The organism is Bacillus sp. es.034 (assembly GCF_002563655.1).
Lineage (GTDB): Bacteria > Bacillota > Bacilli > Bacillales > Bacillaceae_B > Rossellomorea.
Map to the genome: position 1 here is coordinate 337316 of NZ_PDIY01000001.1, position 25775 is coordinate 363090.

At 45.5% G+C, this 25775-nt stretch carries 22 protein-coding genes; 3 read left to right on the forward strand and 19 right to left on the reverse strand.

The window, feature by feature from the left end:
- Positions 1 to 6: 6 nt before the first annotated feature.
- Positions 7 to 351 carry a lmo0954 family membrane protein gene (locus ATG71_RS01790; protein ID WP_034761136.1) on the reverse strand — a complete coding sequence of 115 codons (345 nt, stop codon included), beginning with the start codon at positions 349 to 351 and terminating at the stop codon, positions 7 to 9.
- A gap of 167 nt (positions 352 to 518) precedes the next feature.
- The gene (locus ATG71_RS01795; RefSeq protein WP_098438203.1) at positions 519 to 2306 is read right to left on the reverse strand and encodes a M3 family oligoendopeptidase; all 1788 of its coding nucleotides are present in this window, start codon (positions 2304 to 2306) and stop codon (positions 519 to 521) included.
- A gap of 210 nt (positions 2307 to 2516) precedes the next feature.
- Here ATG71_RS01795 and ATG71_RS01800 point away from each other — a divergent pair, with 210 nt between their 5' ends.
- Both ATG71_RS01800 and ATG71_RS23615 read left to right on the forward strand, forming a co-directional pair.
- Positions 2517 to 3236 carry a TspO/MBR family protein gene (locus ATG71_RS01800; RefSeq protein WP_098438206.1) on the forward strand — a complete coding sequence of 240 codons (720 nt, stop codon included), beginning with the start codon at positions 2517 to 2519 and terminating at the stop codon, positions 3234 to 3236.
- Positions 3237 to 3328: 92 nt separating this feature from the next.
- Complete coding sequence (locus ATG71_RS23615) at positions 3329 to 3463, forward strand: hypothetical protein (protein ID WP_098438209.1); 135 nt, start codon at positions 3329 to 3331, stop codon at positions 3461 to 3463.
- Positions 3464 to 3477: 14 nt separating this feature from the next.
- Here the strand turns inward: ATG71_RS23615 and ATG71_RS01810 are convergent, their stop codons facing one another.
- The 9 genes from ATG71_RS01810 to ATG71_RS01850 all read right to left on the reverse strand — a co-directional run bounded on the left by ATG71_RS01810 (position 3478) and on the right by ATG71_RS01850 (position 17340).
- Entirely contained in the window at positions 3478 to 5370 is a 1893-nt protein-coding gene (locus ATG71_RS01810) for a cation:proton antiporter (RefSeq protein ID WP_179886428.1), read from the reverse strand.
- A gap of 143 nt (positions 5371 to 5513) precedes the next feature.
- Positions 5514 to 6830: an oligosaccharide flippase family protein gene (locus tag ATG71_RS01815; protein WP_098438212.1), complete on the reverse strand. Its 1317-nt coding sequence runs from the start codon at positions 6828 to 6830 to the stop codon at positions 5514 to 5516.
- Between the two features lie 146 nt (positions 6831 to 6976).
- A complete protein-coding gene (locus ATG71_RS01820; protein ID WP_098438214.1) occupies positions 6977 to 8305 on the reverse strand; it encodes a glycoside hydrolase family 30 protein in 1329 nt (442 codons plus the stop codon).
- Positions 8302 to 9669 (reverse strand): GH1 family beta-glucosidase, encoded by a 1368-nt coding sequence (locus ATG71_RS01825; protein ID WP_098438217.1) that lies wholly within the window; start codon positions 9667 to 9669, stop codon positions 8302 to 8304. The genes ATG71_RS01820 and ATG71_RS01825 overlap by 4 nt, the downstream gene beginning before the upstream one ends.
- A gap of 15 nt (positions 9670 to 9684) precedes the next feature.
- Positions 9685 to 10461, reverse strand: a complete 777-nt coding sequence (locus ATG71_RS01830; protein WP_483295327.1) for a carbohydrate ABC transporter permease — start codon at positions 10459 to 10461, stop codon at positions 9685 to 9687.
- A gap of 144 nt (positions 10462 to 10605) precedes the next feature.
- Positions 10606 to 11505, reverse strand: coding sequence for a carbohydrate ABC transporter permease (locus ATG71_RS01835; RefSeq protein ID WP_098438219.1), 900 nt, complete (start codon positions 11503 to 11505; stop codon positions 10606 to 10608).
- Between the two features lie 80 nt (positions 11506 to 11585).
- Positions 11586 to 12899, reverse strand: a complete 1314-nt coding sequence (locus tag ATG71_RS01840; RefSeq protein ID WP_098438221.1) for an ABC transporter substrate-binding protein — start codon at positions 12897 to 12899, stop codon at positions 11586 to 11588.
- A 105-nt stretch (positions 12900 to 13004) separates the two neighbouring features.
- Positions 13005 to 14030: a LacI family DNA-binding transcriptional regulator gene (locus tag ATG71_RS01845; protein ID WP_098438224.1), complete on the reverse strand. Its 1026-nt coding sequence runs from the start codon at positions 14028 to 14030 to the stop codon at positions 13005 to 13007.
- Positions 14031 to 14193: 163 nt separating this feature from the next.
- Positions 14194 to 17340 carry an efflux RND transporter permease subunit gene (locus ATG71_RS01850; protein WP_098438227.1) on the reverse strand — a complete coding sequence of 1049 codons (3147 nt, stop codon included), beginning with the start codon at positions 17338 to 17340 and terminating at the stop codon, positions 14194 to 14196.
- Positions 17341 to 17503: 163 nt separating this feature from the next.
- Between ATG71_RS01850 and ATG71_RS01855 the strand changes: the two genes are divergently transcribed.
- A complete protein-coding gene (locus tag ATG71_RS01855) occupies positions 17504 to 18361 on the forward strand; it encodes a TetR/AcrR family transcriptional regulator (protein ID WP_098438230.1) in 858 nt (285 codons plus the stop codon).
- A gap of 48 nt (positions 18362 to 18409) precedes the next feature.
- Here ATG71_RS01855 and ATG71_RS01860 read toward each other — a convergent pair whose 3' ends face one another.
- The 8 genes from ATG71_RS01860 to gntK form a co-directional block, all read right to left on the reverse strand.
- Complete coding sequence (locus ATG71_RS01860; RefSeq protein ID WP_098438232.1) at positions 18410 to 19063, reverse strand: NAD-dependent epimerase/dehydratase family protein; 654 nt, start codon at positions 19061 to 19063, stop codon at positions 18410 to 18412.
- A gap of 160 nt (positions 19064 to 19223) precedes the next feature.
- Complete coding sequence (locus ATG71_RS01865) at positions 19224 to 19424, reverse strand: hypothetical protein (protein ID WP_098438235.1); 201 nt, start codon at positions 19422 to 19424, stop codon at positions 19224 to 19226.
- Position 19425: 1 nt separating this feature from the next.
- Positions 19426 to 19572, reverse strand: coding sequence for a hypothetical protein (locus ATG71_RS23235; RefSeq protein WP_179886429.1), 147 nt, complete (start codon positions 19570 to 19572; stop codon positions 19426 to 19428).
- 12 nt (positions 19573 to 19584) lie between these two features.
- Positions 19585 to 19779 carry a hypothetical protein gene (locus ATG71_RS01870; protein WP_098438237.1) on the reverse strand — a complete coding sequence of 65 codons (195 nt, stop codon included), beginning with the start codon at positions 19777 to 19779 and terminating at the stop codon, positions 19585 to 19587.
- Between the two features lie 100 nt (positions 19780 to 19879).
- Positions 19880 to 21844, reverse strand: a complete 1965-nt coding sequence (locus ATG71_RS01875; protein WP_098438240.1) for a hypothetical protein — start codon at positions 21842 to 21844, stop codon at positions 19880 to 19882.
- A 59-nt stretch (positions 21845 to 21903) separates the two neighbouring features.
- Positions 21904 to 23169: an ATP-grasp domain-containing protein gene (locus ATG71_RS01880; protein ID WP_060671478.1), complete on the reverse strand. Its 1266-nt coding sequence runs from the start codon at positions 23167 to 23169 to the stop codon at positions 21904 to 21906.
- Between the two features lie 182 nt (positions 23170 to 23351).
- On the reverse strand, positions 23352 to 24071 hold the full coding sequence (locus ATG71_RS01885; RefSeq protein WP_098438242.1) for a YebC/PmpR family DNA-binding transcriptional regulator: 720 nt from the start codon (positions 24069 to 24071) through the stop codon (positions 23352 to 23354).
- Between the two features lie 141 nt (positions 24072 to 24212).
- Positions 24213 to 25724, reverse strand: a complete 1512-nt coding sequence (gene gntK / locus ATG71_RS01890; protein ID WP_098441695.1) for a gluconokinase — start codon at positions 25722 to 25724, stop codon at positions 24213 to 24215.
- Positions 25725 to 25775 lie beyond the last annotated feature (51 nt).

The following is a 25775-nucleotide window of genomic DNA, read 5'->3' on the forward strand; positions in this document are numbered from 1 at the left end:
TCTCCTTTAGTTTTTTAATTGAGACCATTCTCTTTCGAAGTTCGTGAAGGGATCTGATGATGACTCTTCCACGATGACTTCTTCTTTCTTCCAGTTCTTATAGATTACATACAGAACATACAGAGCAACGAGCCCGATGATCGCCGGGAAGTTCGATACGGTTGCACTGAATGCGGCAAGACCGATCAGCGCCCAGAGGATTTTCTTCCCTGTGGAGTCTGTCTTGACGAAACCTTTAAAGCTGTAGTACATGATCAATAAAGAGATCGCAAGCCCCACAATCGGTCCTAAATTGGCCAGCAGTACGATCGCTGCAATTCCTCCGGCTAAAAGCAATCCAACTTTCTTCATATGTTGTTGCCTCCTTTCTTCTTCATGTCTCTATCCTACCTATTTTCCGGATTTCCCATAACGAGCCGGAGCTTTATTTTCGTATCAGACTTGAGGCTTAGGAGGGGCAGGACTGAACATTAAAAAGGTCCGTCCCTCAATACAAGGGACGGACCTCAAATGCTTATTTACTTTGTGAGTTCGATGAATTCTTCTACATCGGCGATGCAGAGGTTGATTCCTTTTTGCCAGAAGGCTTCTTTGGTGATGTCCTCACCAAGATGCTTCATGGCAAGGTCTTCCACGTTCATGACGGCTGTGTCACGAAGCAGGGCCATGTATTTCTCTTCATAGCTTTCGCCGGACTCCAGTGCCTTCGCGTAAATGCTCAGTGAGAACAGATAGCCGAATGTATACGGGAAGTTATAGAACGGCACTCCTGTGATATAGAAATGAAGCTTCGATGCCCAGAAACGCGGGTGGACCTCTCCCAGTGAATCGGCGAATGCTTCCTTCTGGGCTTCCACCATCAGGTCGTTCAACGTATCGACAGACACGATCCCTTTTTTGCGCGCTTCATAGAAACGGGTTTCGAATAAGAAGCGGGCATGGATGTTCATGAAGAACGCGACGCTCCTCTGAAGTTTATCTTCCACAAGGGCAATCTTTTCTTCCTTCGTTTCCGCTTCCTTTACGGCTGCATCCGCCACAATCATTTCGGCAAAAGTCGAGGCCGTTTCTGCGACATTCATGGCGTAATTACGGTTCAATGTGTGCATTGGCTTTAACGCATAGGAATGAAACGCATGGCCTAGTTCATGGGCGAGCGTCGAAACATTCGACATCGAGCCTGAGTATGTCATGAAGATCCGCGACTGATCACTTAACGGGAACGATGTACAGAAGCCTCCGGGACGTTTTCCTGAACGGTCCTCTGCTTCGATCCACTCATCCTCAAAGGCTTTTTCCGCAAACTGTGCCATTTCACTTCCAAAACGGGCGAACTGTTTCAGAATGAATGTCGCTCCTTCATCGTATGACATCGTACTCGTCGATTCTGCCACGGGAGCGTCCAGGTCATACCAGTCCAGTTTGTCCTTGCCGATCAATTTCGCTTTCCGCTCCAGATACTGGACGAAAGGCTTTTTGTTTTTGCTGATGGCCCCCCACATGGCATCCAAGGTTTCCTGCTTCATCCGGTTGTACTCAAGGGGCTCCTTCATCAACTCGTCCCAGCCCCGCTTTTTATACACATTCAAGCGGAAGCCGCCAAGATGATTGAGGGTCCGGGCAAAGAGCTCTTCATTCTGTTTCCATGCATCCTCCAATTTGTCGAAAACCTCTTTACGGGTTTTCTCATCGGGGCTTGAAAGTAGATTATTGGCCTGTCCCACCGACAGACTTTTTCCGTCGTGGGTGATGGCCATTGCCCCGACGATCGTGTCATACATCTGCCCCCAGCCGTGATATCCGTCGACGGCCAAAGCCTGAATCAAGGATTCTTCACTGCTTGAAAGCTTGTCCTTCGCTTTTTGTCTCCACTCATTCAGCACAAACGTGATTTCATTTAATTTTTCGTGCTTCAGCAGTTCTTCCCACACTTCTTCACTGCAATCTGAAAGCTGCTGCTGGAATTTTGTGAAAGTCGATGAAAAATCCGCACTCAGAGTTGTGACCTCGCTTCGAAGGGAGTCTGCCTTCCGATCATGCATGTTCTGAGCTTCCAGACAGCTGACAAAAGCACCGGCCTGGCGCAAATACAACATCACGTCCTTCGCTTCATCAATGAGCTTCCATACTAGCTCCGCATCGTTCGCCGATTGAGGCGGATGGAAGGCAAGTGCATTCTCTGCGAAGTCATTTTTCTTCTTTTCCAATGTATCGAGATGATTCCTGAATTCCTGTGATTCACTTCCTCCTTTAAAAAAAACATCTAAATTCCAAACCGTTGAATATGTATGAGTTGTATGGTCCATAATGTCCCCCTAATTTAATATGTGAATTGTCTCTATCCTATTTTTAATTCTCGATAAAACCTCTAAATCCTTCCTGATCTTTTACAATTCCTTTTACCTAAACTCTCTTCATTTGGTTTTTAAACGGATAAAAGTGGAATAGTATATAGCAAACAACGGGTCTCGAAAGGAATCCTTTCCTGCATCACTATAATTTTTCAAGGGGGATACATGATGAAGTTGATTTTAAATATATTAGCCTTCGCATTGGTGATCGTCATGAATACGCTGGCTGTCACACTGCCTTTGAACAATCAATCCACGAGCGAAATCAGTGACCGGCTTGATATCATGATCACTCCTGCAGGCTATGTTTTTTCCATATGGAGCCTCATTTACCTTCTGCTCGCCATCTGGATCATCCGTCAATTCCCTAAAGCAAGACGGGAACTCCCGCTTTATCAGGAAAGCGGATTATTCGTACTGAGCTGCCTGTTGAACTCAGCTTGGATCCTGGCTTGGCATTATAACTACTTCCTTGTTTCCGTCTTTATTATGCTGGGACTATTAATCACTTTGATTGCGCTTTATAAGCGTATTAAAAGCACAGGCCCGTCCCTGTTGGATTCCGCCCCTTTTTCGATCTACTTAGGATGGATTTCGATTGCGACGATTGTGAATATCACCTATTATTTAACGGATATCGGCTGGAACGGATTTGGGATATCCGAGCTCGTCTGGGCTTATCTCGGATTGATTGTCCCGACTGTCCTTGCCTTCTGGTTCCGTATCTCGCAGCATGATCTCCTTTACCCACTCGTATTTGTATGGGCATTTATCGGGATCGGCGTGAAGAATATGGCAGAGCACTCCACCTATTCCTACACCGCCTATGCCCTTGCCGTCATCATCCTGATCTTTGACCTTGTATACAAGCGAACACGTAAATGATCCTAAGGTCCGTCCCTCAATCAGAGGGACGGACCTTTATTCTTGCATAGAATGGTCTCATCTGACTGACATTAAGTGCAGGGGGTGTCAGTATGAATCAGCCAAACAAAAAGGTAACAAAGACCGGGACAGATATTGATGAGGTGAAACGTCAGAACGCCAATTCAGGCCTCACTTACAATCAGGTGAAGCAGATGCTTGGAGAGCAGTATACCGGTAAAAAGTAAAAGAAAGCGCCGACTCAATCGGCGCTTTCTTTCGGTTTATCTGCTTTCTTTTTGTCTTCCTTTGCTTTCGTTTCCCGCTGAACGGTCAGCTTTTCCTGGATCTTGTTCAGCTCTTTACATGGCTGAGTCAGGCTGACAATGACATCTCCCTGCTCGATCTTCGGCGAAGAACCTTCTGTAAAGAACTCAATTCTGCCCGTTGGTTTATGAGCAAACAGTAAAAGGGTATTTTCATCCCGTTCTTTCAGATACTCTTCAAAGGTATATTTCTCCGTAATATTCGTTTTCCTGAAGACGTCCCCTCGTTCGACACGTTTATTCAGCTCTTCCCACGTGACATGATTTTGGAAGAGGATACGTCCTCCAATCGTATGGACCATGTCCTCAAGATCATCATCATTCTTACTTCTGAGGCTTAGCTGGAACAGGTTATTCCTGCCGACCTCAGGCACGAATGTGGTACATACAAGGGCATTATAGGAATCAAGCTCCGTCGCCGCAATCATATACTCATAAGGAGTCATGTCCAGATAATACTCGGTTTGTTCTGACAGGATCTCTCCTCTATAAAATGGGATTCCTGCTTTCCTCACCGAAAACAACCGCTGCCAGGATGAATCCGTAATCAGGACGGGAATCTTCATATCCTGAAGGGTTTTGGCAAATTCAGTACTGAATTTACTTCCCCCTACAATGACGACACCTGGCTGGTCACTGATGGCAAGGTCAAGCTTCTTGGCCAGCCATTTAATCGAAAAGCCATGGGCGCACACCGTAGAGAACACCAGGGCAAATGTGAGGGACGTCAAGATTTTCGCATCCTCAAAGCCCTTGTCCAATAGTACTGAGGCAAAATAACTCGAAACGGTTAAGGCGACGATCCCCCTCGGTGCGATCCATCCGACAAGGATTTTTTCCCTAACGGAGAGGTCCGTCCCGATCGTAGACAGCCAGATGGAAAGCGGTCGTACGATGAATAGCATGAGCAGGACGAATGCTATGATGTTCCAATTGAAGATCTGGAATAGGGTATCGACGGTTAAGGATGCCGTCAACATCACGAATATGGTCGATATGAGCAGCACCGAAATATTTTCCTTAAAGTGACGCATATCGTCTATGGATGAGATATGCATATTTGCAAGCGTCATCCCCATGGCCGTTACAGCAAGGAGGCCGGTTTCATGTGTGATGTGATCTGATATCGTGAAACAGGCAAGGACGAGTGCAAACACAACAGGTGACTTAAGGAATTCCGGAACATGTCCATTTTCAAAGATAAAGCCGGTGAACTTCCCGAGTGCCCATCCGAATACGACGGCAAACAGGGAAGCGGCAAAGAATAGTAATAAAGTAAGTGCGGTTACATCTTTACTTATCAAGAAGTTGATGATTTCAAAGGCAAATACCGCAATCAATGCGCCGAATGGGTCGACGACGATCCCTTCCCACTTCAGGATTGCTGCAGGTCTCGGCTTAAGCTTCGCCTGCCTGAGTAAAGGCAGGATGACCGTAGGACCCGTAACGATGAATAATCCGCCGATCACGAAGGCAACAGCCCATGATAATCCTGCAACATAATGGGCTCCAAGTGAACCCAGGATCCAGGCAAGGAGGGCCCCGAACGTCACGATCCTGAAGACCGGTTTCCCGAGTCCCCTCACTTCGCGGAAATCAAGATTCAAGCTTCCCTCAAAAAGGATGATGGCGACCGCCATCGAGATGATGGGTTTAAACACTTCCCCAAAATCGTCTTTAGGATTGATAAGGCCGAAAATCGGACCAACGAGCAACCCGACTATCGACATGATGACGATGGCCGGCAGCCTGAATCTCCAGGCAACCCATTGGGAAGCGATTCCCAGTACTCCGACTAACATGATGTTGAATAAAATAGAATCGATCATAGATTTCTCCTTTGGAGGTTATGAAATCAGCCATCATAACAAAAAAATGGTATGTAGATGTTACAGATTACAAATAGAATATAAGGTCCGTCCCTCCTATTGCAAAACAAATGCCTCGCGGTAGCACATTTGTTTTGTATAGTTTACATTTTTATGGCTGATTTTAACCAAAGAGTCGTTTCCAGTTCCCTGCAGATGGTCACGTAGTGGAGCATGGTAATCAAGACGGCTCCTGCATTCATACCCAGAATGACGCCTTCCATTCCAAAACGGGAACCAAGCAGGTATATGAGTGAAAACGAAAAGACACTGGACCATATGGTATGAAGGAGGGCATCCTTCACCAGTCCCAGCCCGATCAAAAAGGCCTGGAGTGGAAATACCAAAAAATGAAACAGGAAGTACGGCCAGAGCAGCTTTAAATAATAGGCGGAGGAAACAGAATGAAAAAACGTCTCTGTTATGTAGTCCCCGAGAGTATAGTAAATAAACACGGCCGGTACACCGTAGCCCAATGTAAGCCACATCACTTGCTTAAGATGGGTCAGGATCCCATCAAAATCCTTCGATGAAACTTTTTCCGAAACGGTCGGGATCAAAACGATCAGCATCGAAAATGCAATGAACGAAGGAAAGAACCCGATGGTGAGGGCAATTCCCGCCAGCATCCCGAAATGTTCATTCGCATCCACTGCCCCCATCCCCGAAAGGACAAGGGCCCATTTAATCAGAAAAGGCTGGATGGCATGGGTCAGTGCATGAAAGATGCGAAGGACCGTCGTCGGAATCGATACAGATAGCACTGACTTTCTCATCTCACCTGTTGAAAGTGTAGAATGGCTGTTCTTTCTTTTACCCTTAATTTCAAGAACGTAAGCATGAATCAAATAGACAAAAACCACCACTTCACTGGCAATTAATGTCCCAAGGGCAATGAAGATGGATGTATCGATGCCAAAGGATAAAAATTGATAGATTGACACTAATAAAAATAACTGGATTCCTTTACGAAGAAAATTCGCTGCCGCAATTTTCCCCATCCGCTGAATCCCCATGAAATATCCTCTTGTAATCGAAGTGAAGGCCACAATCGGGATCACAATCAGGACGAGCCAGCGAATCCCCGGGTGATACCCTTGAAATAGAGGAGTCCAAGCATACACCATCACCATGATCAATAACAGAATGCATGTCGTGACCACTGCAAACCTGAAAGCATAGTGTAGCATTCCCCTATGGTATCTTTCCTCCTTTTCTGCAAAGAATTTGGAAAGGCTGATAGGCAATTCCATGCTCGATAAAATGACGATCAGGAACACCGACGGCAGAATCGACATGTATGTGCCAAGCCCTGCTTCCCCAAGCTCACGGGCCAGGATCATATTAATTACAAACTCCAGACATTCCCCTAAGAATGCCGTCACCACCAACACCAATGTACCCCTTAAAAACAGACTCATACGCTTGTACCCTGCCTTTATGTAAGATGGTCTATTCTATGATGGTTGTCCGGGGAATATGAGGCGGGGTGTGGATGGGTCATAGTTCTCGTCTTTATTTTCATTCCTAATAAGAAAAAGCAGCCCCCAAAAGGACTGCTTTCCAACTAGCGGATCATAAAAGTGGCAATCGAATGCAATGGAAGAGTCGTAGTGAAAATCCCCTCACCGCATGCAAGGGAAATCTCTTCCTCCCGGTCATTCGCATTCATCACAATAACGACGATCTCCCCGTCTGGATTTTCAAAGGAAGTTGCCGAGACAGCCTCATTGGAAATTTGACATCCGATACGTCTTGCTCCCTCTTTGGTATATTTGCTGAAATGCCCGATGTAATAGTACGAGCTGTTGTACCGGACCTCGTCATTCACAGTGTCGACGATCACCGGTGCATCGCAGTAATTCCCGACATGATTCGGTCCGCCTTCTTCGTTCAATACCATATTCCAATCGATCCACGCTTCAAGATAATTGTTCAAATCACCGATGATATTACGGCCATAGCGTTCACCAGTATCCCAGGCGCCGGGTCTGACCCCGCCTTCGATGCATCCTTCTGTAAAGATCAAATGCTTATCAGGGAAGTCATGATGCACTTTAGAGAGATTTTCAAACTCCTCTGAAACGTACCAGTGGACACCAGTTCCCCACACATACTTAGCCGCTTCGGAATCCGAAAGGACGGCCTTGGCACGTTCATGGATCACATCACGATTATGATCCCAGATGATGACCTTCACATCCCCATGGCCATGTTTCTCGAGGGACGGACCTAGATGATTTTTTATGAAGTCCCGTTCTTCTTCTCCCGTGTACAGGCATGAATCCCACACCTGCTTCGCTTCGGGTTCATTCTGGATCGTCAATCCCCAGATCCCGATCCCCTCTTCCTCCATCGCCTCTATGTACTTCGAGTAGTAGTCTGCCCATATGGATTGAAACTCGGGCAATAGTTTTCCTCCGTTGTTCATTTCACCGTTCGTTTTCATCCATGAAGGAGGACTCCACGGTGAAGCGACGATGGAAAGGTCCCCTCCAGCCACTTCCTTTGCTTCCTGGATAAGAGGTATCACAAGCTTCTTCTCCCGATCGATGGAGAAGCTCTCTAACGAAGTATCTCCATCTTCCACATACGTATAGTTCCCTAATGAAAAGTCACAGCTGTTGATGTGGGTCCGGCCGAAGCGGTAACCAAGTCCTTCTGCCGGATCGAAATAGCGGTGGATGATCTCTTTCCTTTTTTCCGGGCTGATGAGGGAAAGGCTGTGAGCCGCCGCTTCGGTGAATGCCCCGCCAAATCCCAGCATTTCCTGATATTTGCGCTCCGGATCGAGTTGGATGTGAGTAGAAGCACGCCCTCCAGAAAAAGAAACCGGTTCTTTTTCAGAGAACCGATCTCCTGTTTCTTTGGCTGTCAAAATCACCTTCATATTCATTGCGTTACTTCCTCAGCATTGGTATGAAGACCATGCTTCTGTTTATGATCCCGTATGACTTCAGCATAGCGGAACGCACTGTCTTTCCAGATCCGCTCCTGCGTATCGAAGTCGATATAGAGGATGCCGAAACGCTTATCATACCCGAAGCTCCACTCGAAGTTATCCATCAATGACCATAGATAATATCCTTGAATGTTCATGCCTTCTTCATTGAGGTCGGAAACCGCTTGAAGATGCAGATTCAAGTAGTTGACGCGTTCGTGATCATGTACTCTTCCATTTTCAAGAACATCGTCATAGGCCGCTCCGTTTTCCGTGATATAGATTGGCAGATCCGTATAATCTTGTCTCAGGCGACGGATGAGGTCCTTGAATTCATTCGGCGCGATGTCCCAGCCCATGCCTGTTTTTTCATAATCGGAATAAGCTCCCTTATGCATGAAATCATTGGCGGCACTGAACTCGACGATCCCGCGGCTGTAATAGTTGATCCCGAAGAAATCACATTCCGTTGAAATCAGTTCCATATCCCCTTCTTTTATAAAGTCATAAGAATGGACATATTTTGAGAATAAATTCATCATATCTTTTGGATATTCACCCTTGAATACGGGATCAAGGAACCAGCGATTCGAATATCCGTCCGCGTTGTTCGCAGCAAGAAGATCATTCACTGAATCCGTTTTTGGATACACCGGTGACAGGTTCAACGTGATGCCGATGTCGGTTTCAGATTTGAATTCTTTCTTCAGCAGTTCAACCGCTTTTCCGTGAGAGAGAAGCATATGGTGGGCCGCTTTCACTGCTTCATCCAGATTGGTATGACCCGGTGCATGGACCCCTTGATGGTAGCCAAGGAACCCTGCACACCAAGGTTCATTATGGGTGATCCATGAATCAACGACCCCATCAAGTTCCGTGAAGCAAGCTCTTGCGTAGTCCATGAACCATTCTACAGATTCACGGTTGACCCATCCTCCTTCTTCATGGGCCCACATCGGAAGATCCCAGTGATACAGTGTCACAGCAGGCTTGATTCCTTCTTCTTGAAGTCTTGCCGCCAATTTTTTATAAAAGTCCATCCCTTCCTGATTGTACTTCCCCTTCTCAGGAAAGATACGTGGCCAGGCAATGGAAAAACGATAGGTGTCTACACCAAGACGCTTGATATGCTGGATGTCTTCTTCGAATCGGTGATAGTGATCACAAGCGACATTACCATTATGCTGCTTATATACTTTCCCTGGAATGTCACAGAACATATCCCAGATGGATGGAGTTCTGCCTCCTTCATTATGTGCACCTTCGATTTGATACGATGATGTGGCGGTTCCAAACGTAAATGTTTGATCAAATTTCATAGGTCATTCTCTCCTCTATTCTTTGATTGATCCTGCTGAAATGCTGTTGACGATATATTTAGACAGGAATAGGAAGGCAATCATGATTGGTACGACTGAAATCGCGATTCCTAAGTACATTGAACCTAAATTTTGCGCTACTTGAGATCCCTTCAAGAATCCCATCAATACAGGTAGCGTATATTTCTCAGGTGAGAACAGGATGACGAGCGGCATGATGTAGTTATTCCATGATCCGATGTACGTGAAGATCGACATTGTCGCAACTGCCGGCATCATGATCGGAATCGCCACCGTATGGAAAATCTTGAATTCACTTGCCCCATCGATGCGGGCAGCTTCGATTAAACTTGGATGAAGCGTCGTCTGGATGTATTGTCTTAAGAAAAATACGACGAACGGACTTGCGATGGCCGGAACGATCAGTGGAATGAAGGAATCGAGGATCCCCAGATTCTTACTCAGTTCGTAGAAGCCGATCAGTCCCAATTGTCCTGGAACCATCATCATCACAAGCATGAAGACGAACAGGGAATTTTTCCCCTTGAATGTGTAAAAGGCAAATCCATAAGCAGTCAATGCTGAGAAATATCCTGATAACAAAGTCGTAAAGACTGAGATGATCAGACTATTCTTGAACCCAGACCAGATGTTTACGTACTCCATCATCGTCGTGTAGTTTTCAACTATAGAACTCCCCGGTATCAAGGTGAACCCTGAAAGAATCGCTTCATTTGATCTTGTCGCATTTACAAGCATCATAAGGAATGGAATGAAGCAGACAATCGTCATCAACACAAGTACGATGTAGATGATGCTCTTCACAATGGTATTTCTGGTCTTCAGTTTGGACTCATGTGGCAGAAGTTCGGGCATCGGCTTCTCTACCTTGGGAGTCGGTACATCTTTTCCAACGGCTGTTTTTCCCAACATGCTTTACACCTTCCTTGCTTGTTTGCGTTCATTACCATACATCCCTTTGAAGACAATCGCCGAGAAGATCAAGGTAATGACGAACAATCCATATGCGACAGCTGAAGCATATCCATAGTTATTGAACTTGAATGCCTGATTGTACAGATACAATACCATCGTATTCAGTGATCCATCAGGAGAACCGATACCGTCTGTCAGAAGCATTGGCAGATCAAATAATTGAAGCCCTCCGATCAGGGATGTGATCATGATATAAAGTAAGATCGGTTTTAATAATGGAATCGTGATTTTCGTGAACGTCTGCCATCTGTTTGCCCCGTCGATCAAGGCAGCCTCATAGTAGTCCTTCGAGATTCCCGAAACACCCGCCATGACGACGATGAACGAGTGTCCGAACCACATCCACGTAAGGATCAGGGAAACGGAAAGTTGTGCAGTCGCAGGCTCGTTCAGCCAATTAATCGGTTCTGATATAAGACCTATATTTAATAGAATCATATTTAATGATCCGTGCTGCCAGTCCAGCAGGATACCAAACAGCAGAGCGACCGAACTGATGGTGATTAAATTAGGTAAATAAAAGATCGATCTGAAAAATGCCAAACCTTTCAACTTCATTCTCATATCAGAGAAGATTAATGCGAGTACAAGGGCAAGACCAATTTGCAGGACAAAGTTGATTCCCCATATTTTCCACGTGTTAAAAAAGGCTTCTACAAAATAGCTGTCCGTGAGTAAACGGGTATAGTTGGCAAGACCGATGACTTCCGCTGTCCCGCTTCCTGAATAGTTCGTAAAGCTGTAATAGAATGTAAGAGCAACAGGATAAATACTGAATATTAAAAAGATGATCCAAAACGGGGCAATAAATAGATAACCATATCGATCTACTTTCTTCATTCCCCAGCCCCCCTAGTTGTTTAATAGATGATCGGCAGACGACATGAAGCCACGCCGCCTGCCAATGAATTTTTACTCTTTTAGTTTTTTGGTACTTTTATATCTGGATACGCATTTTGAACCTTTTTATAGAATTCTTTAATCGCATCGTCTTTGGATTTCTTTCCGTCCACATATTGTTGAACGGCATTTCCATAGAACGTATCAAGCTGTTGATCGTATTTTGTTACGATACCAGGCTCGATCTCTTTCGCCTGCTCTAGGAAGAATTGATAGTTGTTCTGTCCGCCAAGGAATTCACTGCTGAAATCGTCCTTGATTGCATTTGTTACAGGATTGTAGGCAAGGACATCGCCCGTTTCTTTCGCCCAATCTGTCAGGAATTCGTCATCCTGAGTCATCATTTTCACAAAGTCATAGGCTAGTTCTTTGTTTTCTGATTTGTTGTAAACCCCTAACCATGTTCCACCCCAGAAGTACGGGCTTGGTCCACTTGTAACGGCCCAGTCACCAGTTGTTTCCTTTACATTCGTTTTCAGAACACTGTGAAGTCCCCAAGTCGGAAGAACATAAGAGAATACTTGCGTTTCTTTTTCTTTACCGTTTTCTTTCATTTTGATCGGCTTATCCATCGCTTCGAACCATGATGGAGACCATTCTGCAGCAAGAGCTGTATAATTGTTTTCACGAAGTTTCTTTGCAGATTCCATATATTCGATCTTTTCATCTGTCAGTTGAAGTTCATTCTTATCGTTTACCCAAGGCTGTGGATTATCTCCTTGAGAGAACCAGCGGATTGAACCTTCATCCGGGAACATGCTGAACCCTTTTTCTTTCATCTTTTCAGCCACTTTGAACACATTGTCCATCGAGTTCATCATGTTACCTACTTCTGTTGGATCATCAGTACCAAGCACTTCTTTCGCAATGCTTCTTCTGTAGAAGATTCCACCAGGAGTCGTCTGCCATGATAAAGCCCTTACATTTCCGTCTTTATCTTTACCTAAGTCAAATACATAAGGTACATATTTATCTTTGATTTCATCAACGTTGTATGGTTTCTCTGATAAGTTTTCCCAGTAGCCAGCGTCCACCCATTGCTTAAGGAACGCGATTTCTCCTGTGAAGACATCAGGTGCCCCAACTCCGCTTTCTAGAACAGGCTTTAATTTCGTCGGATAATCGGCAATCGGAACGATCGTCAATTCTACTTTTACACCATTTTTCTCTTCAAACTTTGTGATCGGTTTCTTCAATTCATCCGTGAAGGACCATACCTTTAAATCTACGTCTTTATCTTTTGAGCTACCCGACGACTTGGAATCTCCCGAACAGGCCGAAAGCACCCCTGCAACCAGTACAACCGTCATGAATACTGCCAAAATCTTCTTCATTTTAATCCCCCTTTTTCATTTATTACTATAGAAACGAAAGCGGTTTCGGTTTTCTTCAATTAAAAATTTCGAAACCGGTTTCGAAATTCCTGAAAAAATATAAGATTATTTCTTTTTTTCTTTTTTTACCATTGTACAAGATTCCCTGATAATGAGTTCCACCGGGATGACTTCTGTAGTTAACAACTTCTTCTTCTGGATGATCTGTTTCATCAGGAGTTGCCCCGCACAAGCACCGATCCGGTCCGTATCCTGTCTGACCGTGGTCAGCTTCGGTGTGAGATAGGAAGCCATTTCGATATCATCATACCCGATGATGGAGAGATCCTCTGGAATCCTTAATCCCTTCTCTTTGATGGCTTCCATGGCACCGATGGCCATGTGATCACCTGCAACGAAGACTGCTGTTGGGACTGTTTCCATTGCGAGAAGCTTTTCCATTGCGGCTTTTCCTTCTTCAATCGAGAACATACCGCCATTGACAAGGTAGCCTTCTTGAATGGCCAGTTCCTGTTCTTCCATGCCCTTCGTGAAGCCTTTGATCCGCTGTGCTCCCGCATCAATCGACGGATCTCCTGAAATATGAGCGATTCTGGTATGGCCCAGCGAATGCAGATATTTGACGGCCAATCTGCCACCCTCAATATTATCGGAATAAACAACAGAGCAGTTCTGATTGCTCATGTCGATTACGACAATCGGCAGGTGACTATTGATCATATCCTGCACCTGCGGGTCGTGTGGATCTGAGCAGATCACGACGATTCCATCCACTGCACGATATAAGAAATGCTCCAGGTAACTGGTATCCCTATTTCGCAGATTCCTTGATGCGAAAATCAAATCATACCCTTCCCGTTCCACATACTTGCGGAAACTTTCAATAAGGGCGCTGAAGAAAGGATGTTTCAATCCGACCTCGTTGTCCTCTGCAAACATGACACCGATCGTCCAGGATTTCTTCGTTGAAAGGGACTGGGCATGGGCATTGGGTAAATAACCCATTTCAGCCGCTGCATCGAGGATTTTTTGCTTCGTCTTTTGACTCACATCAGTATAATTGTTAAGAGCCTTTGAAACGGTCGTACTGGAGAACCCAGTGCGTTTTGCTAAGTCATAGATTGTAACCATTACTGTCTCCTCTTCATCGAAAGCGCTTTCGTTAATTGTTATTATAGTCCAGACTTTTGATGGAATCAATACTATTTTTAGAAAACTTTAATAATTTCTTGGCTTTTTTTATTAATGACATACAAAGAAAGCAGCCCCCCTAACGGACTGCTTTCTTCTCAAACTATTCTTTCACTACTTTACGTTTACGTCCACCGATCTTCCCTTTGATTTTCATCAGGATTTCGTACACGATCGGCACGATGACAAGCGTTAAGAGCGTCGAGCTGGTCAATCCGCCGATAACGGTTACCCCGAGACCTTTCGAGATCAATCCGCTTCCTTCAAGACCGAGTGCCAGTGGGAACAGTGCTCCGATTGTGGCAATGGCCGTCATAAGGATCGGACGAAGTCGGGTGGAACCGGCTTCTAGCAAGGCTTCACGTGTGGATAGACCTTCGTTTTCTTTATGAATCACACGATCGACTAAAACGATCGCATTGGTGACGACGATACCGATCAGCATAAGTGCTCCGATCATAGAGGAGATACTGATCGTTTCCCCTGCAATCAATAACGCTACCAATGCTCCGATAATCGTGAATGGCAGTGAGAACAGGATGGCGAATGGTGCAAGACCGCCGCCGAATGTGATGACAAGGATCAGGTAAACAATCGCAATGGCTGCAAGCATCGCTAATCCTAATTGTGTAAAGGATTCTTTGATGTCTTCCGTTACCCCGCCCATGTTCACGTCGATACCGGATGGGACATCCATTTTATCGATTTCTTTCTGGATATCCTGGGATGCCTTCGAGACATCGTCGGTTTTCAGTTCTCCACTCACCTGAGCAAAGACTTTTCCGTCCCGTCGTGAAACAGTATCGGACGTTTTACCTTCCTGGACTTTAACAACGTCTTTAATTGGAACTTCCATACCCAGTGGTGACTGGATGGTCTTATCCGTTAAGTCGCTGATGCTTTCATATTTTTCTTTCTCGACATCCAGATAGACATTTACTTCTTCGCCATCTTTTTCAATGGTCGTGAGAACCGGGCGCTGACGTGTCTGACCAAGCTCCATGGCGATTTGACCTGCTGAGAGGCCAAGTTCGCTCAGCTTCTCCTGATCTGCGATGAACGAGTACTCATCATAGGATTCGGAAATGCTTGATCCGACTTTTTTGAAGTCCTTCTTGTCTTCCATCATGCCTTGGATATCGTTGACAACAGGTTCGATGTCTTTCAGGGTTTCCCCGTATACGTACACGACAATTTCATTGCTGCCGGCACTTGCAGAGAAGTCCTGTGAAGCCCATTCCCCTTTATCAGTTGCTTTTTGCAGGTCTTTGATGACCTTTTCTTTTTCTTCAGAGAAATTCTCTGTATCGCCTTTATATTGAACATAGAAGATGGCATTATTGTTGCTTCCCGGACTCATCGGGTTTTCACCGCCGACAGAGTACTGAATGGTTTCAGCCCCTTTACGGCCTTGGAAATACTCCTCTGCATCCTGAGCAATGCTTTGAACATCCTCTTCTGTCTGACCAGGATCCGGTTTATACGTCGCCATGATCATTTTCTCTTCATCTGATGGAAGGAAACTGACTCCAATCAATGGAACCAGGAACAAGCTTCCGGCCAACATGGCGATGGCAAGAATCGAGGTAATGATCTTATGGTTCAGCGTCCAATTCAATACGCCTTTATACCAGTTCGCTAAACGGCTTTTCTTCTCTACATGTTTCTTGCCTACGCCCTTTTTAAACATGGAGTGAGCAAGCATCGGTACGATCGTAACGGCTACAAGAAGGGAAGCCAGTAGAGCAAACACAATCGTTAAGGCAAATGGAAGGAATAGTTCCCCGATCATTCCCTGAACCAATCCTAACGGAAGGAAAACGGCAATCGTGACAATTGTAGAAGACGCAATCGGAACGAACATTTCTTTGGTTGCTTCACGGATCAGGTCTTTTCCTTTCAGCATTTCACCTTTCAAGGACATTCTTCGATAGATATTCTCCACTACAACAATTGAATCATCAATGACACGACCTATGGCCACCGTCATCGCCCCAAGGGTCATGATATTCAATGTAATGTCCATCTGTTTTAATAGTAAAATCGCAATTAATAAAGATAATGGAATTGATACGACTGAAATGAGTGTCGACTTGATATCCCGTAAGAACAGGAGGATGATGATGACCGCGAATACGGCACCGAATAAGGCTTTATTCAGCATGGTGCTGACAGATTCTTCGATCGGTTCACCCTGGTCAAAGGTAGAAATGATTTCTACACCATCAATGTCTTTTTCAAACGTTTTGACTTTATCTTTTACGGCATTGACAACATCCACCGTATTGGCGTCTGCCGTTTTCACCACCTGAAGTCCGATGGATTCTTTTCCGTTTGTTCTTGAAATGGATTCTGCTTTACCAACCAGTTCAATATCAGCAATATCTGAAAGTTGAATGGTTGGGATCTTCATGCCTTCAGGTGCTGCTCCAGCAGGAGGTGCTTGTGGCGTTTGCCCCTGTGCAGAAGGCTGTTGCTGCCCTTGTGCCGAGGCTCCATCAGTGCTTGGAGTCACAGGAATCTTCATTTCTTTCAAATCTTCAATCGTCGTGATGTTTCCGTCGACCACGACGGATTTCTGGCTATCTTTGAACGTGTACAATCCTAATGGGGCCGTCACGTCCGAGCCTTTGATCATATTTTTAACCGTTTCTTCTGTTAGCCCGTACTTAGCAAGCTTACCCTCATCAAAGACAAGCCGAGCCTCTTGTACCTGCTGTCCTGAAGCCTGTACAGAAGCTACCCCTTCCACTCCCTCGAGTTCCGGAACAATCGTATCTTCTACTGTAGAGGTCAATTGTGCCAACGATTGGTCTTCATTCGCTACACTGAGAGCGATGACCGGAAAGGCGTTAAAGTTGAGTCTTGAAACTTCCGGCTCATTGACTCCATCCGGAAAAGGAAGATCGGAAAGAGCTTCTTCCACTTCGGTCTTGGCTTCATCCATATCTTTTGAAAACTTGTATTCTATCTGAACGGCTGAAGCATTCTGGTAAGAGGTAGAGCTGACGACATTTACCCCATCTAAATTCTTCAAGCGTTTTTCAATTGGTTCTGAAACCTCGGCTGCGACATCTTCCGGCGTAGCGCCAGGATACACGGTTGTCACACTGACAATCGGGGTATTGATGTTCGGCAGGGTTTCAAGCTTCATATTAAATCCTGAATATAAGCCTGCCACAATGACGATGATCGTCATCAGCCAAACAGCAAACTTATTCTTAAGTACGAAATTAATAATACTGTTCACGTTGTATTCATCCCTTCTCTCTTAATCTGACCGACTAGTCATAACACAATCTAATATAACTGACCATACAGTCATAAGTCAATATACTTACAAAACAAAAGGTTTATTTTTTGTGACCAATCGGTCATAATATACGTAAGGAGTTTACCAAGGAGAGGAAAGCATGAAGGAAAAAGAAAAATTAATCATTGAAACATCCATTAAGCTTTTTGCCACGAAAGGGTTCAACGCTACCTCCGTGCAGGAAATCGTGAATGAATGTGATATATCGAAGGGTGCCTTCTATTTATATTTCAAATCAAAGGAAGCCCTGCTGCTAGCTATCATGAATTACTACTTCACCATGATCACGAATAAAGTGAACGAGATCGAGAACGAGGTTTTATCACCATACGATAAATTCCAAAAGCAATTAGAATGTCAGCTGATTGAAATCTGTAAACATAAAGAGTTCATCATCATGCAGATCAGGGAGAACGCCATGCCGTTCAATGATGAAATCCATGATCTCTTAAGCGAGATGAAGATGAACACTCACCGGTATTACCGAAGAAGATTATTCGGGATATATGGAAAAAAGATCGAGCCCTACTTCTGGGACATTACCATGATGATTCAAGGTTTTTTCCATTCTTATTTAGAACTGGTGATGCTGGATAAAATTGATCTGGACTTTTCATACCTATCCCATTTTATATTGAAACGAACCGATGACCTTGTGGATGGTTTGCTCAAAAGTGGAGACAAACCGGTGCTATCCTTTGAAAAATTGGATGACCTGGTTAAGGACTTTACCTCTTCTACCAGAATCAATGAGTCGACACTCATTCACATGATCCAGGATGCTCTGGAGGTATCTGAGGAAGAGAATATCCGGATTTCCCTTGAAGTTATTAGAGAAGAAATACAAAAAGACGAAACCCGCCCCGTCGTCATTAAAGGAATGCTTGTGAATCTGGCTGAAGATTCTTCCATGAAGCACCTTATGAATGCTTTGAGGCATTTTTATCAAATACAATAATGAAAGACCCGCTTCCGACGCGGGTCTTTCATCATTTTCCCCTATTCACTAAAGCTCCTGGATCTGCTCCGATTCATGTATGATCACTTCTTGATTGAACGTCCCTACCGCCGCCCGGTACATGCCATAGGCCACCTGTTTACCCTGTATGCTTCTGTATCGTTTCAACCTGCCTACCATGACAGGGCGTACGGCTCTAGAAAAGATTTCCCCGGCTTTTTCACCAAATCGGAATTCCTGCCTCTCCCCCAGTAAAAGGGATGGCCTGAATATGTGAAGGGAAGGATAAAGAAGTTCTTTCAATTCCTTCTCCAAATTCCCTTTGACCTTACTATAAAAAAACGGTGATTCCGGACTTGCACCAATCGAGGAGATCACGAGATATTGCTTTGCTCCATGCGCTTTCCCAAGCTTCCCAAGTTGAACGGGATACTCGTAGTCCACTTTTTTAAAAGCGTGTTTCGTCTTGGCTTTCTTAATAGTGGTTCCGAGGCAGCAAAACACATCATCAATTTCCTCATGGGGCAGAAGCTTCATCCCATCAAATGAAATAATCCGTTCATCGAGCTTCTCATGCTTCACCCCGCTATCCCTTCTCACAAAAGAAATCACCTTTGTGTATTCTGGACTCTTTAGGAGTATATCAACCAGGTAGGAACCGACCAGGCCGGTCGCCCCTGCGATTAAGGCTACTTTAGACACATTATTTCCCCCTCTCTATATGGGTGATCTTTCTTAAGTATAATGCATTTCCGTATAAAATCCTTATGTAACCACTAATGTCTTCTCACTATAGCCAGTGGCCGGTTCCAACTGCAAAGGCGTTAATCAACGTTTGGTGATTAACGCCTTTCGGTTACCCCTATAACTCCTCATCCTCAAAAAACTGCTGTAATCTCTCCTCTTGCTCAGGACTCGCTTTTTCTGCCGCATAAGGATTATCTTTTACACCTTGTGTATCCAGATTTGTTTTGATGGCGAAAAATGGACCTTTTGGTTCTTCGGCAATGACACGGTCATTCAACTCGTTGAAGTCCGGCATATCTTTATTTCCTTTATCCATCTTAACTTGCCCCTTCCCGGCTTCTATCCGTATTCTTATAAGCAATCAAAACGATGTCTTCGGCAGATTGCTGACAAAGTTCACTTTCCATACTTTTCACTTTATTCAAGGCATCTTCAGACAAATCCGCTACGGGATATTCTTTCATATCCGCCCCCTCCTATCCATTCTCATTTGCTTGACCGATGACTTTCTCAGCAATGACGCCATTTCCTTCTTCCACCGCATGATGTTCTTCCAAGGATTCTCCTGGAACGTAGACCTGGCACGGATTGCGTCGCCGGTCATTCATGGTGAATTCAGGATTTAATGGGGTGTCCATAAGCACATCTTCCGATTTCTTGTCGTTACTCATTTGTACCACCTCCACTATTTAGTATGGCTAGTGGCATGAGAATCATTCCACTATAAAAGGCGCCTGAGCAACGACAGTCGCTCAGGCGCCTTTCATCATGTTAAACCCATGTATAATCCTTTCCCCAGCTTTCCCTGGCAAGGACCTTGATTTCGTCGACTATTTCATTCTCCACCGCAAATGCATCACCCTGCTCATACGGATTGTAGTGGAAGGCATAGAGCCGGGAGACGAACTCATGGAACGGAAGGGAGCATTCTCCCTCCAATTCGCCGTTTTCCATAACGGAAGGTTCGATTCCCTGGCCCCAATTCTGCGAACCGTCGTTGTTCGGATTATAGAAATAAATCCGATACTCACCCTTCGGATCCTGTGTGATCCGGAGAATGGATACGGCGTGGAATCCAAGGAGCTTCCCGTGGACATTCGTGATGAAAATCCCTACCGGATTCGGATAGATCAATCCGTAATCATCATTGTATTCCGGATGATGGGTGGCATAAAACAGTCTGACAAAACCAGGATAATCAGATATGAGCCCTGTCAATGGATCGATCACCGTGCTGAATCCTTTTTGGACCCAGTCACCATAAAACTCCGGATTCACCCAGCGATGTCCATCTTCGCCTCTAAGGGAAACCCTTCTCATCATTTCACTATAAATCCGGTCAAGGTGAGGAACGAGAACCAGTGAAACGGGATCAAGTTCCTGATGAAGTTCAGGTGCCAATCCTCCGCTCAAGTCCTTAGAATGAACAGGTGTCCCTTCAAACATGATATCGATGTCGCCGTCTCTTGCCGCCCTCGGGATCAGTTCAAGCAGATACCCGGGAGCATGCTGCGCCCAAAGGCTGATTCCCCGCGCTGTTTGACACGTTGGGTTAAGCCCCTGTCCGATGCCGATAGGCTGTCCGAGGACATTGATCACCCCTGCAAGGAGAACGGAATTTGCGGTGATGCCGTCTCCCGTTTTACACGAATTCATAAGCGTCTTTCTCACTTCTGCCCTGATATCAAGTTCGATTAGTCTTTTGAGTCCCGGTGAAACGGGGGAATAAGAAAGAACCCCTCGTTCAAGCATGAGAGCAAGCCCGTATACAGACTGCTTTGTGGCCGGGAAGATCGCCACTTTCACTAGTTGAAAAACAAGCTCGGTATTTTCATCAAGGTTTGCTTTTCCTTTATCATTCAACTGAAGTGCGGCGGGTACAAGCTCAGGCAATTTTCTGCATAAATATCTCAGAAGAATGGCGTGCTGAGGAGCGACCAACCCTGTTTCGCGCATGGATCCGGCGAACGAAATGGCCTCCTTCTCCAGTTCTTCATGGGAAACCTCCATTAACTTCTTACGATATTCACCCGGCTGGACAATATTTTTACTCAAAGGGGACGGACCTTCAATGGCGGATACGTATTTCTCCAATACCAGTCGTTCCGCTGCACTAAGGTCGGAATGAAGCATTTTCTTAGCGGTCTCAATCATGGAAACGGTTCGTTTCACCATGATGGGTCTCTGTGCAGTCAACCGTTCGATTTCTTTGATCAGCGTAGTCGTAAGGGCTTGGTAAGACAATTTATCCGAAAGAAAGTGAAACAACTCTGTAGCCCTTTCACTCTGCTCCCCTCCTTCAATCCGCGCCGCTTCCGTCGCTTCCGGGAAAAGCAGGTTCAGGTTCAGCACCATTACTTCGTTCAGGAAATCCTGTGCCATCTCTGCCGTGACATCGGGATGTTCATATTGGGCTTCTGCAATCGAAAGCATCCTGAGTTCGCTCAGTATTTCGATAATCGAAGGCAGCCCCTTCGCCTGCAGGGATCCCGCCACAAGAGGCGGTTGAAGCTTGGATGCTTTTTCCCATGGACCGTCCTGGAATACCCCCGCTTTTTCAAAGCGGCTTGCACTTTGGTATAAAATCCCGAGCCCTTCGTCCGTATCCAGTAACCTCTGTGCTTCCTGATAGACGTCCGTTTGATACATAGATTTCGCAAATGAAGCTGCACTCTCCAATTCATTCAGTGCCAGCAAAAATCGTTCTTCCAGCTTAGAAGTTAATTCAAAAGCCATTTCAAAACTCCTTTATCGATCAGAATATCGGATAGGTTGTTTACACAAAGATGAACGATCTAAATATAAAAATTAAATTGTTCGTATTCCTTTAAAAGGTCCCTCATGACTTCGCTGTCTTCCCCATAAAAGAAAATCGTCCCGTAATGGTTCCCGAACCCGATTCGCTGAGCCACTTTTCCCTGGGCAGGACTGAACATATCATGCTTCTCGAAATAAGGATGGTTTTCCAGTTCGTCAGGTACCTCAAGCTTCTCGACATAATTCACATGGGGATGCACCATTAGACAACCCGCATGGGCTTTCGCTTTCTCACCTGTCGAAGGGAAGAATTCTCTTAACTCCTCTTCGGTTGTATTTGGGTCACCGCATAAAATCTGAGCCTGATAAGCGTTAAATCCATACGCCCGTTCAATCAGATCAAAAATATGCCCACCAGGCACCCTTGCTGCGACTTCACCGAAATGAAGGGTCCCATCGGATGTTATGAAATATTCAGGATGGATCACGCCATATTCAATTTCAAACGCATCAATGAGCTTTTGAATCGCCTCACGGATGATCGGGCGTTTTTCTTCAAGAGTGGGAGAAGCCGGTACGAAATTGGAATATCCCAATCGCACATATTCCGTTATATTTAAAAATTGGATTTTCCCTTTATGGATGAACGCTTCGCACGAGAATTCCTGACCGTCTAAATGACTCTCCATCAACAACGGGAATTCAGAATCGGTGAGCGCATCGATATCTTCAGGGTTCTCGATGGCGCGGTGGCCCACGGAGCCTGCTTTATCAAGAGGTTTGACATGAATGGGATCGTTCTTATCTCCTTCCACTTTCAAAAGGGCTTCATTCACCCTCTTCAAGAAGCGTCTTACATCCTCTTTATCCCGCGCCTCTTCAAATACACCCACTTTGATTCCCGCTATTTGGGCTTTTCGCTTCATCATCCCTTTATCCCTTAATAGGAGAGAGCGATTGAAGACGCGTGGTTCGCTGCGGAAACGGGAATTCAAAGCCCCGGCCCACTCCACACATTCTTCATATAAGGGGATGGCCACTTCAGCACCGAGTGACTTCAGCTGTTTATATAGATGATCAGAACCTTCGTTCAAGCGATCAAAGTCCCAGCCGATAAAAGCGATATCATGCTTTTCAGCGTATGCTTCGAAATCCGGAGGCCCTACGACTACGAATGGCCTGTTCAGTTTGGTGCACGCTTCGATTGCCGGCAGGCTCCAGCCGATGAGTGCCGTTAAATAGGGTTTGGTTTTATCCTTCACGCTCTGTTCTGCTTGCTGCAATTCAAGTTGATCTAATCCCATAGTTTCCTCTCCCTTTTTCACGTATTTATTCAGATTCCTCTTTAGCATAACAAAGCACTTTGAGATAATGAAGTATTATGCTGAATTTTCAATCTATTCGACAAATAAAGTGATAAACTGACAAAATTAACGAAAAATAAAACCCCCGATGCAGCAAGCACCGGGGGTTCATCTACACTCTATTATTCACCTAAATCGACATTATGATATACCTGTTGTACATCTTCCAGGTCTTCAATCGCATCAATCATTTTTTCAAATTGAGCTTGATCGTCTTCAGAAAGTTCAACATCATTCTGAGCTAGCATCGTTAGTTCTGCCACTGTAAAATCGGTGATACCGGCACCTTTAAATGCTTCTTGAACAGCATGGAATTGATCCGGCTCGGCATAAACGATGACGGAATCATCTTCTTCGATGATATCACGTGCGTCCACGTCCGCTTCCATGAGGATCTCCATTACGTCTTCTTCAGACTTTCCTTCGATGCCGATGACGGCTGTCGCATCGAACATATACGCTACAGATCCACTCACGCCCATATTCCCGCCATTCTTACCGAAAGCGGCACGCACTTCGGATGCTGTACGGTTGACGTTGTTCGTCAATGCATCCACGATGACCATGGATCCATTCGGTCCGAAGCCTTCATAGCGCAGTTCGTCATAATTTTCTTCTGAACCGCCCTTTGCCTTTTCGATGGCACGATCGACGATGTGTTTCGGTACGCTATACGTTTTCGCACGTTCAAGAACGAATTTCAACGTTTGGTTAAGCTCGGGATCCGGCTCACCCTGCTTCGCCGCCACATAAATCTCACGGCCGAATTTCGCATATATACGACTCGTATTGGCATCTTTAGACGCTTTCTTTTCTTTAATATTATTCCACTTACGTCCCATATCGTTTCACTCTCTTTCATTTATCTATGGATAGTTTCTGATCATAAAAGGTATATTCGATTCTATTATACATGAAACGGACACCTTTTGGCTAAGTGATTCCCTTCCGTCCTGTTCCGAAAAAAAGCCGACTCAGATGAGTCAGCTTTTTTCCTGGTAAGCACTGATGGCTTCGTATTCCTCTTCCAGCAAGCGTGGTAAACGAATGAAGATTGGCATGAGTTTAGTGTAAGCTTCCGTCGCTTTCGGGTCGGGCTGATGGGAATGAACGGACCCTACCATTTCACTTACTGCTTCCAAAGAGTCGATCATTCCACTGCCGTACATCCCGAGTACAACGGCACCAAGGCATGAGCTTTCGAAGCTTTCCGGTACTTCCACTTCCTGGTCGAATACGTCGGCAAGCATTTGACGCCATAATTCAGAACGTGCGAAGCCTCCTGTCGCCTGCACCCGTTTCGGGGTACCGATTAGTTCCTCCAGGGCGAGGAGCACACTGTATAAGTTCATGACGATCCCTTCAAGGACCGCACGGATCATATGCTCTTTTTTGTGATGCATCCCGAGTCCGAAGAAAGATCCGCGGGCTTTTGCATTCCAAAGGGGAGCCCGTTCACCGGCCATATAAGGATGGAACAGGAGTCCTTCTGATCCCGGCTCTATTTTGGCTGCAATGTCCGTAAGAACTTCATAGGGATCCTTCCCTAATCGTTTCGCCACTTCCACCTCTCCGGAAGCAAGTTCGTCCCGGACCCATCTGAAGATCATCCCGCCATTGTTCACGGGTCCGCCGATCACCCAGTGCTTTTCCGTCAGGGCATAGCAGAAGATCCGGCCTTTCGGATCGGTCACCGGACGGTCCGTCACGGCACGGATCGCCCCGCTTGTTCCGATTGTCACAGCGACCACTCCAGGCTCGATGGCATTCACGCCAAGATTCGATAGAACGCCGTCACTTGCCCCTACGACAAATGGCGTATCGGCAGGTAAGCCGAGCAGTTCGGTATATTCAGACTTCAACCCGACGAGGCTTTCCGTTGTGGATACCGGAGTCGATAACTGATCCTTTGTGACGCCGGCCACTTTCATGGCTTCCTCATCCCAAGCCAGGTTTTCCAGATGGAACATCCCCGTAGCAGATGCAATGGAATAATCCACGACATATTTACCGAACAAGCGATGGAAGACAAATTCCTTAATCGAAATGAATTTTGCAGCTTTATCGAACAATTCCGCCTTTTCATCCTTCAGCCAGGCAAGCTTCACAAGGGGTGACATCGGATGGATCGGTGTACCGGTCCTTCTATAAATCTCCATACCGTTCATTTCTTTCTTGATCTTCTTCGCCCATGAAGCACTTCGGTTATCCGCCCATGTAATGGAAGGGGTCAATGGCTGGTCTTTTTCATCCACAAGGATCAAACTGTGCATGGCGGAACTGAACGACACGAACGAAATCGTTTCTTCCGTACTTGAAGTCACTTCCTTGATGCACTTAAGGACAGCCTGAAAAATTTCTTCAGGATCCTGTTCAGCCGTCCCCGGGGTTGGTGTATGTAATGGATATTCGATTCCGTGACGCTCGATCGCTTTTCCTTCTTTATTAAATAGTACCGCTTTTGTACTGGTGGTCCCGATATCGACACCAATCATGAATTCTGACATCTTCGTTCCTCCTAAATAAATAGAGAAAAGGAAGAAGCG

Excerpts from the sequence above, each read along its gene's own strand:
- ATG71_RS01815 (WP_098438212.1), bottom strand. The coding sequence starts at position 6,830 with ATGAGTCTGTTTTTAAGGGGTACATTGGTGTTGGTGGTGACGGCATTC.
- ATG71_RS01865 (WP_098438235.1), bottom strand. The coding sequence starts at position 19,424 with ATGGATAAAGGAAATAAAGATATGCCGGACTTCAACGAGTTGAATGAC.
- ATG71_RS01870 (WP_098438237.1), bottom strand. The coding sequence starts at position 19,779 with ATGAGTAACGACAAGAAATCGGAAGATGTGCTTATGGACACCCCATTA.
- ATG71_RS01855 (WP_098438230.1), top strand. The coding sequence starts at position 17,504 with ATGAAGGAAAAAGAAAAATTAATCATTGAAACATCCATTAAGCTTTTT.
- ATG71_RS23615 (WP_098438209.1), top strand. The coding sequence starts at position 3,329 with ATGAATCAGCCAAACAAAAAGGTAACAAAGACCGGGACAGATATTGAT.
- ATG71_RS01810 (WP_179886428.1), bottom strand. The coding sequence starts at position 5,370 with ATGATCGATTCTATTTTATTCAACATCATGTTAGTCGGAGTACTGGGA.
- ATG71_RS01790 (WP_034761136.1), bottom strand. The coding sequence starts at position 351 with ATGAAGAAAGTTGGATTGCTTTTAGCCGGAGGAATTGCAGCGATCGTA.
- ATG71_RS01875 (WP_098438240.1), bottom strand. The coding sequence starts at position 21,844 with ATGGCTTTTGAATTAACTTCTAAGCTGGAAGAACGATTTTTGCTGGCA.
- ATG71_RS01885 (WP_098438242.1), bottom strand. The coding sequence starts at position 24,071 with ATGGGACGTAAGTGGAATAATATTAAAGAAAAGAAAGCGTCTAAAGAT.
- ATG71_RS01825 (WP_098438217.1), bottom strand. The coding sequence starts at position 9,669 with ATGAAATTTGATCAAACATTTACGTTTGGAACCGCCACATCATCGTAT.
- ATG71_RS01845 (WP_098438224.1), bottom strand. The coding sequence starts at position 14,030 with ATGGTTACAATCTATGACTTAGCAAAACGCACTGGGTTCTCCAGTACG.
- ATG71_RS01840 (WP_098438221.1), bottom strand. The coding sequence starts at position 12,899 with ATGAAGAAGATTTTGGCAGTATTCATGACGGTTGTACTGGTTGCAGGG.
- ATG71_RS01830 (WP_483295327.1), bottom strand. The coding sequence starts at position 10,461 with ATGACGATTGTCTGCTTCATTCCATTCCTTATGATGCTTGTAAATGCG.
- ATG71_RS01880 (WP_060671478.1), bottom strand. The coding sequence starts at position 23,169 with ATGGGATTAGATCAACTTGAATTGCAGCAAGCAGAACAGAGCGTGAAG.
- ATG71_RS01820 (WP_098438214.1), bottom strand. The coding sequence starts at position 8,305 with ATGAATATGAAGGTGATTTTGACAGCCAAAGAAACAGGAGATCGGTTC.
- ATG71_RS01800 (WP_098438206.1), top strand. The coding sequence starts at position 2,517 with ATGATGAAGTTGATTTTAAATATATTAGCCTTCGCATTGGTGATCGTC.
- gntK (WP_098441695.1), bottom strand. The coding sequence starts at position 25,724 with ATGATTGGTGTCGATATCGGGACCACCAGTACAAAAGCGGTACTATTT.
- ATG71_RS01835 (WP_098438219.1), bottom strand. The coding sequence starts at position 11,505 with ATGAAGAAAGTAGATCGATATGGTTATCTATTTATTGCCCCGTTTTGG.
- ATG71_RS23235 (WP_179886429.1), bottom strand. The coding sequence starts at position 19,572 with ATGAAAGAATATCCCGTAGCGGATTTGTCTGAAGATGCCTTGAATAAA.
- ATG71_RS01795 (WP_098438203.1), bottom strand. The coding sequence starts at position 2,306 with ATGGACCATACAACTCATACATATTCAACGGTTTGGAATTTAGATGTT.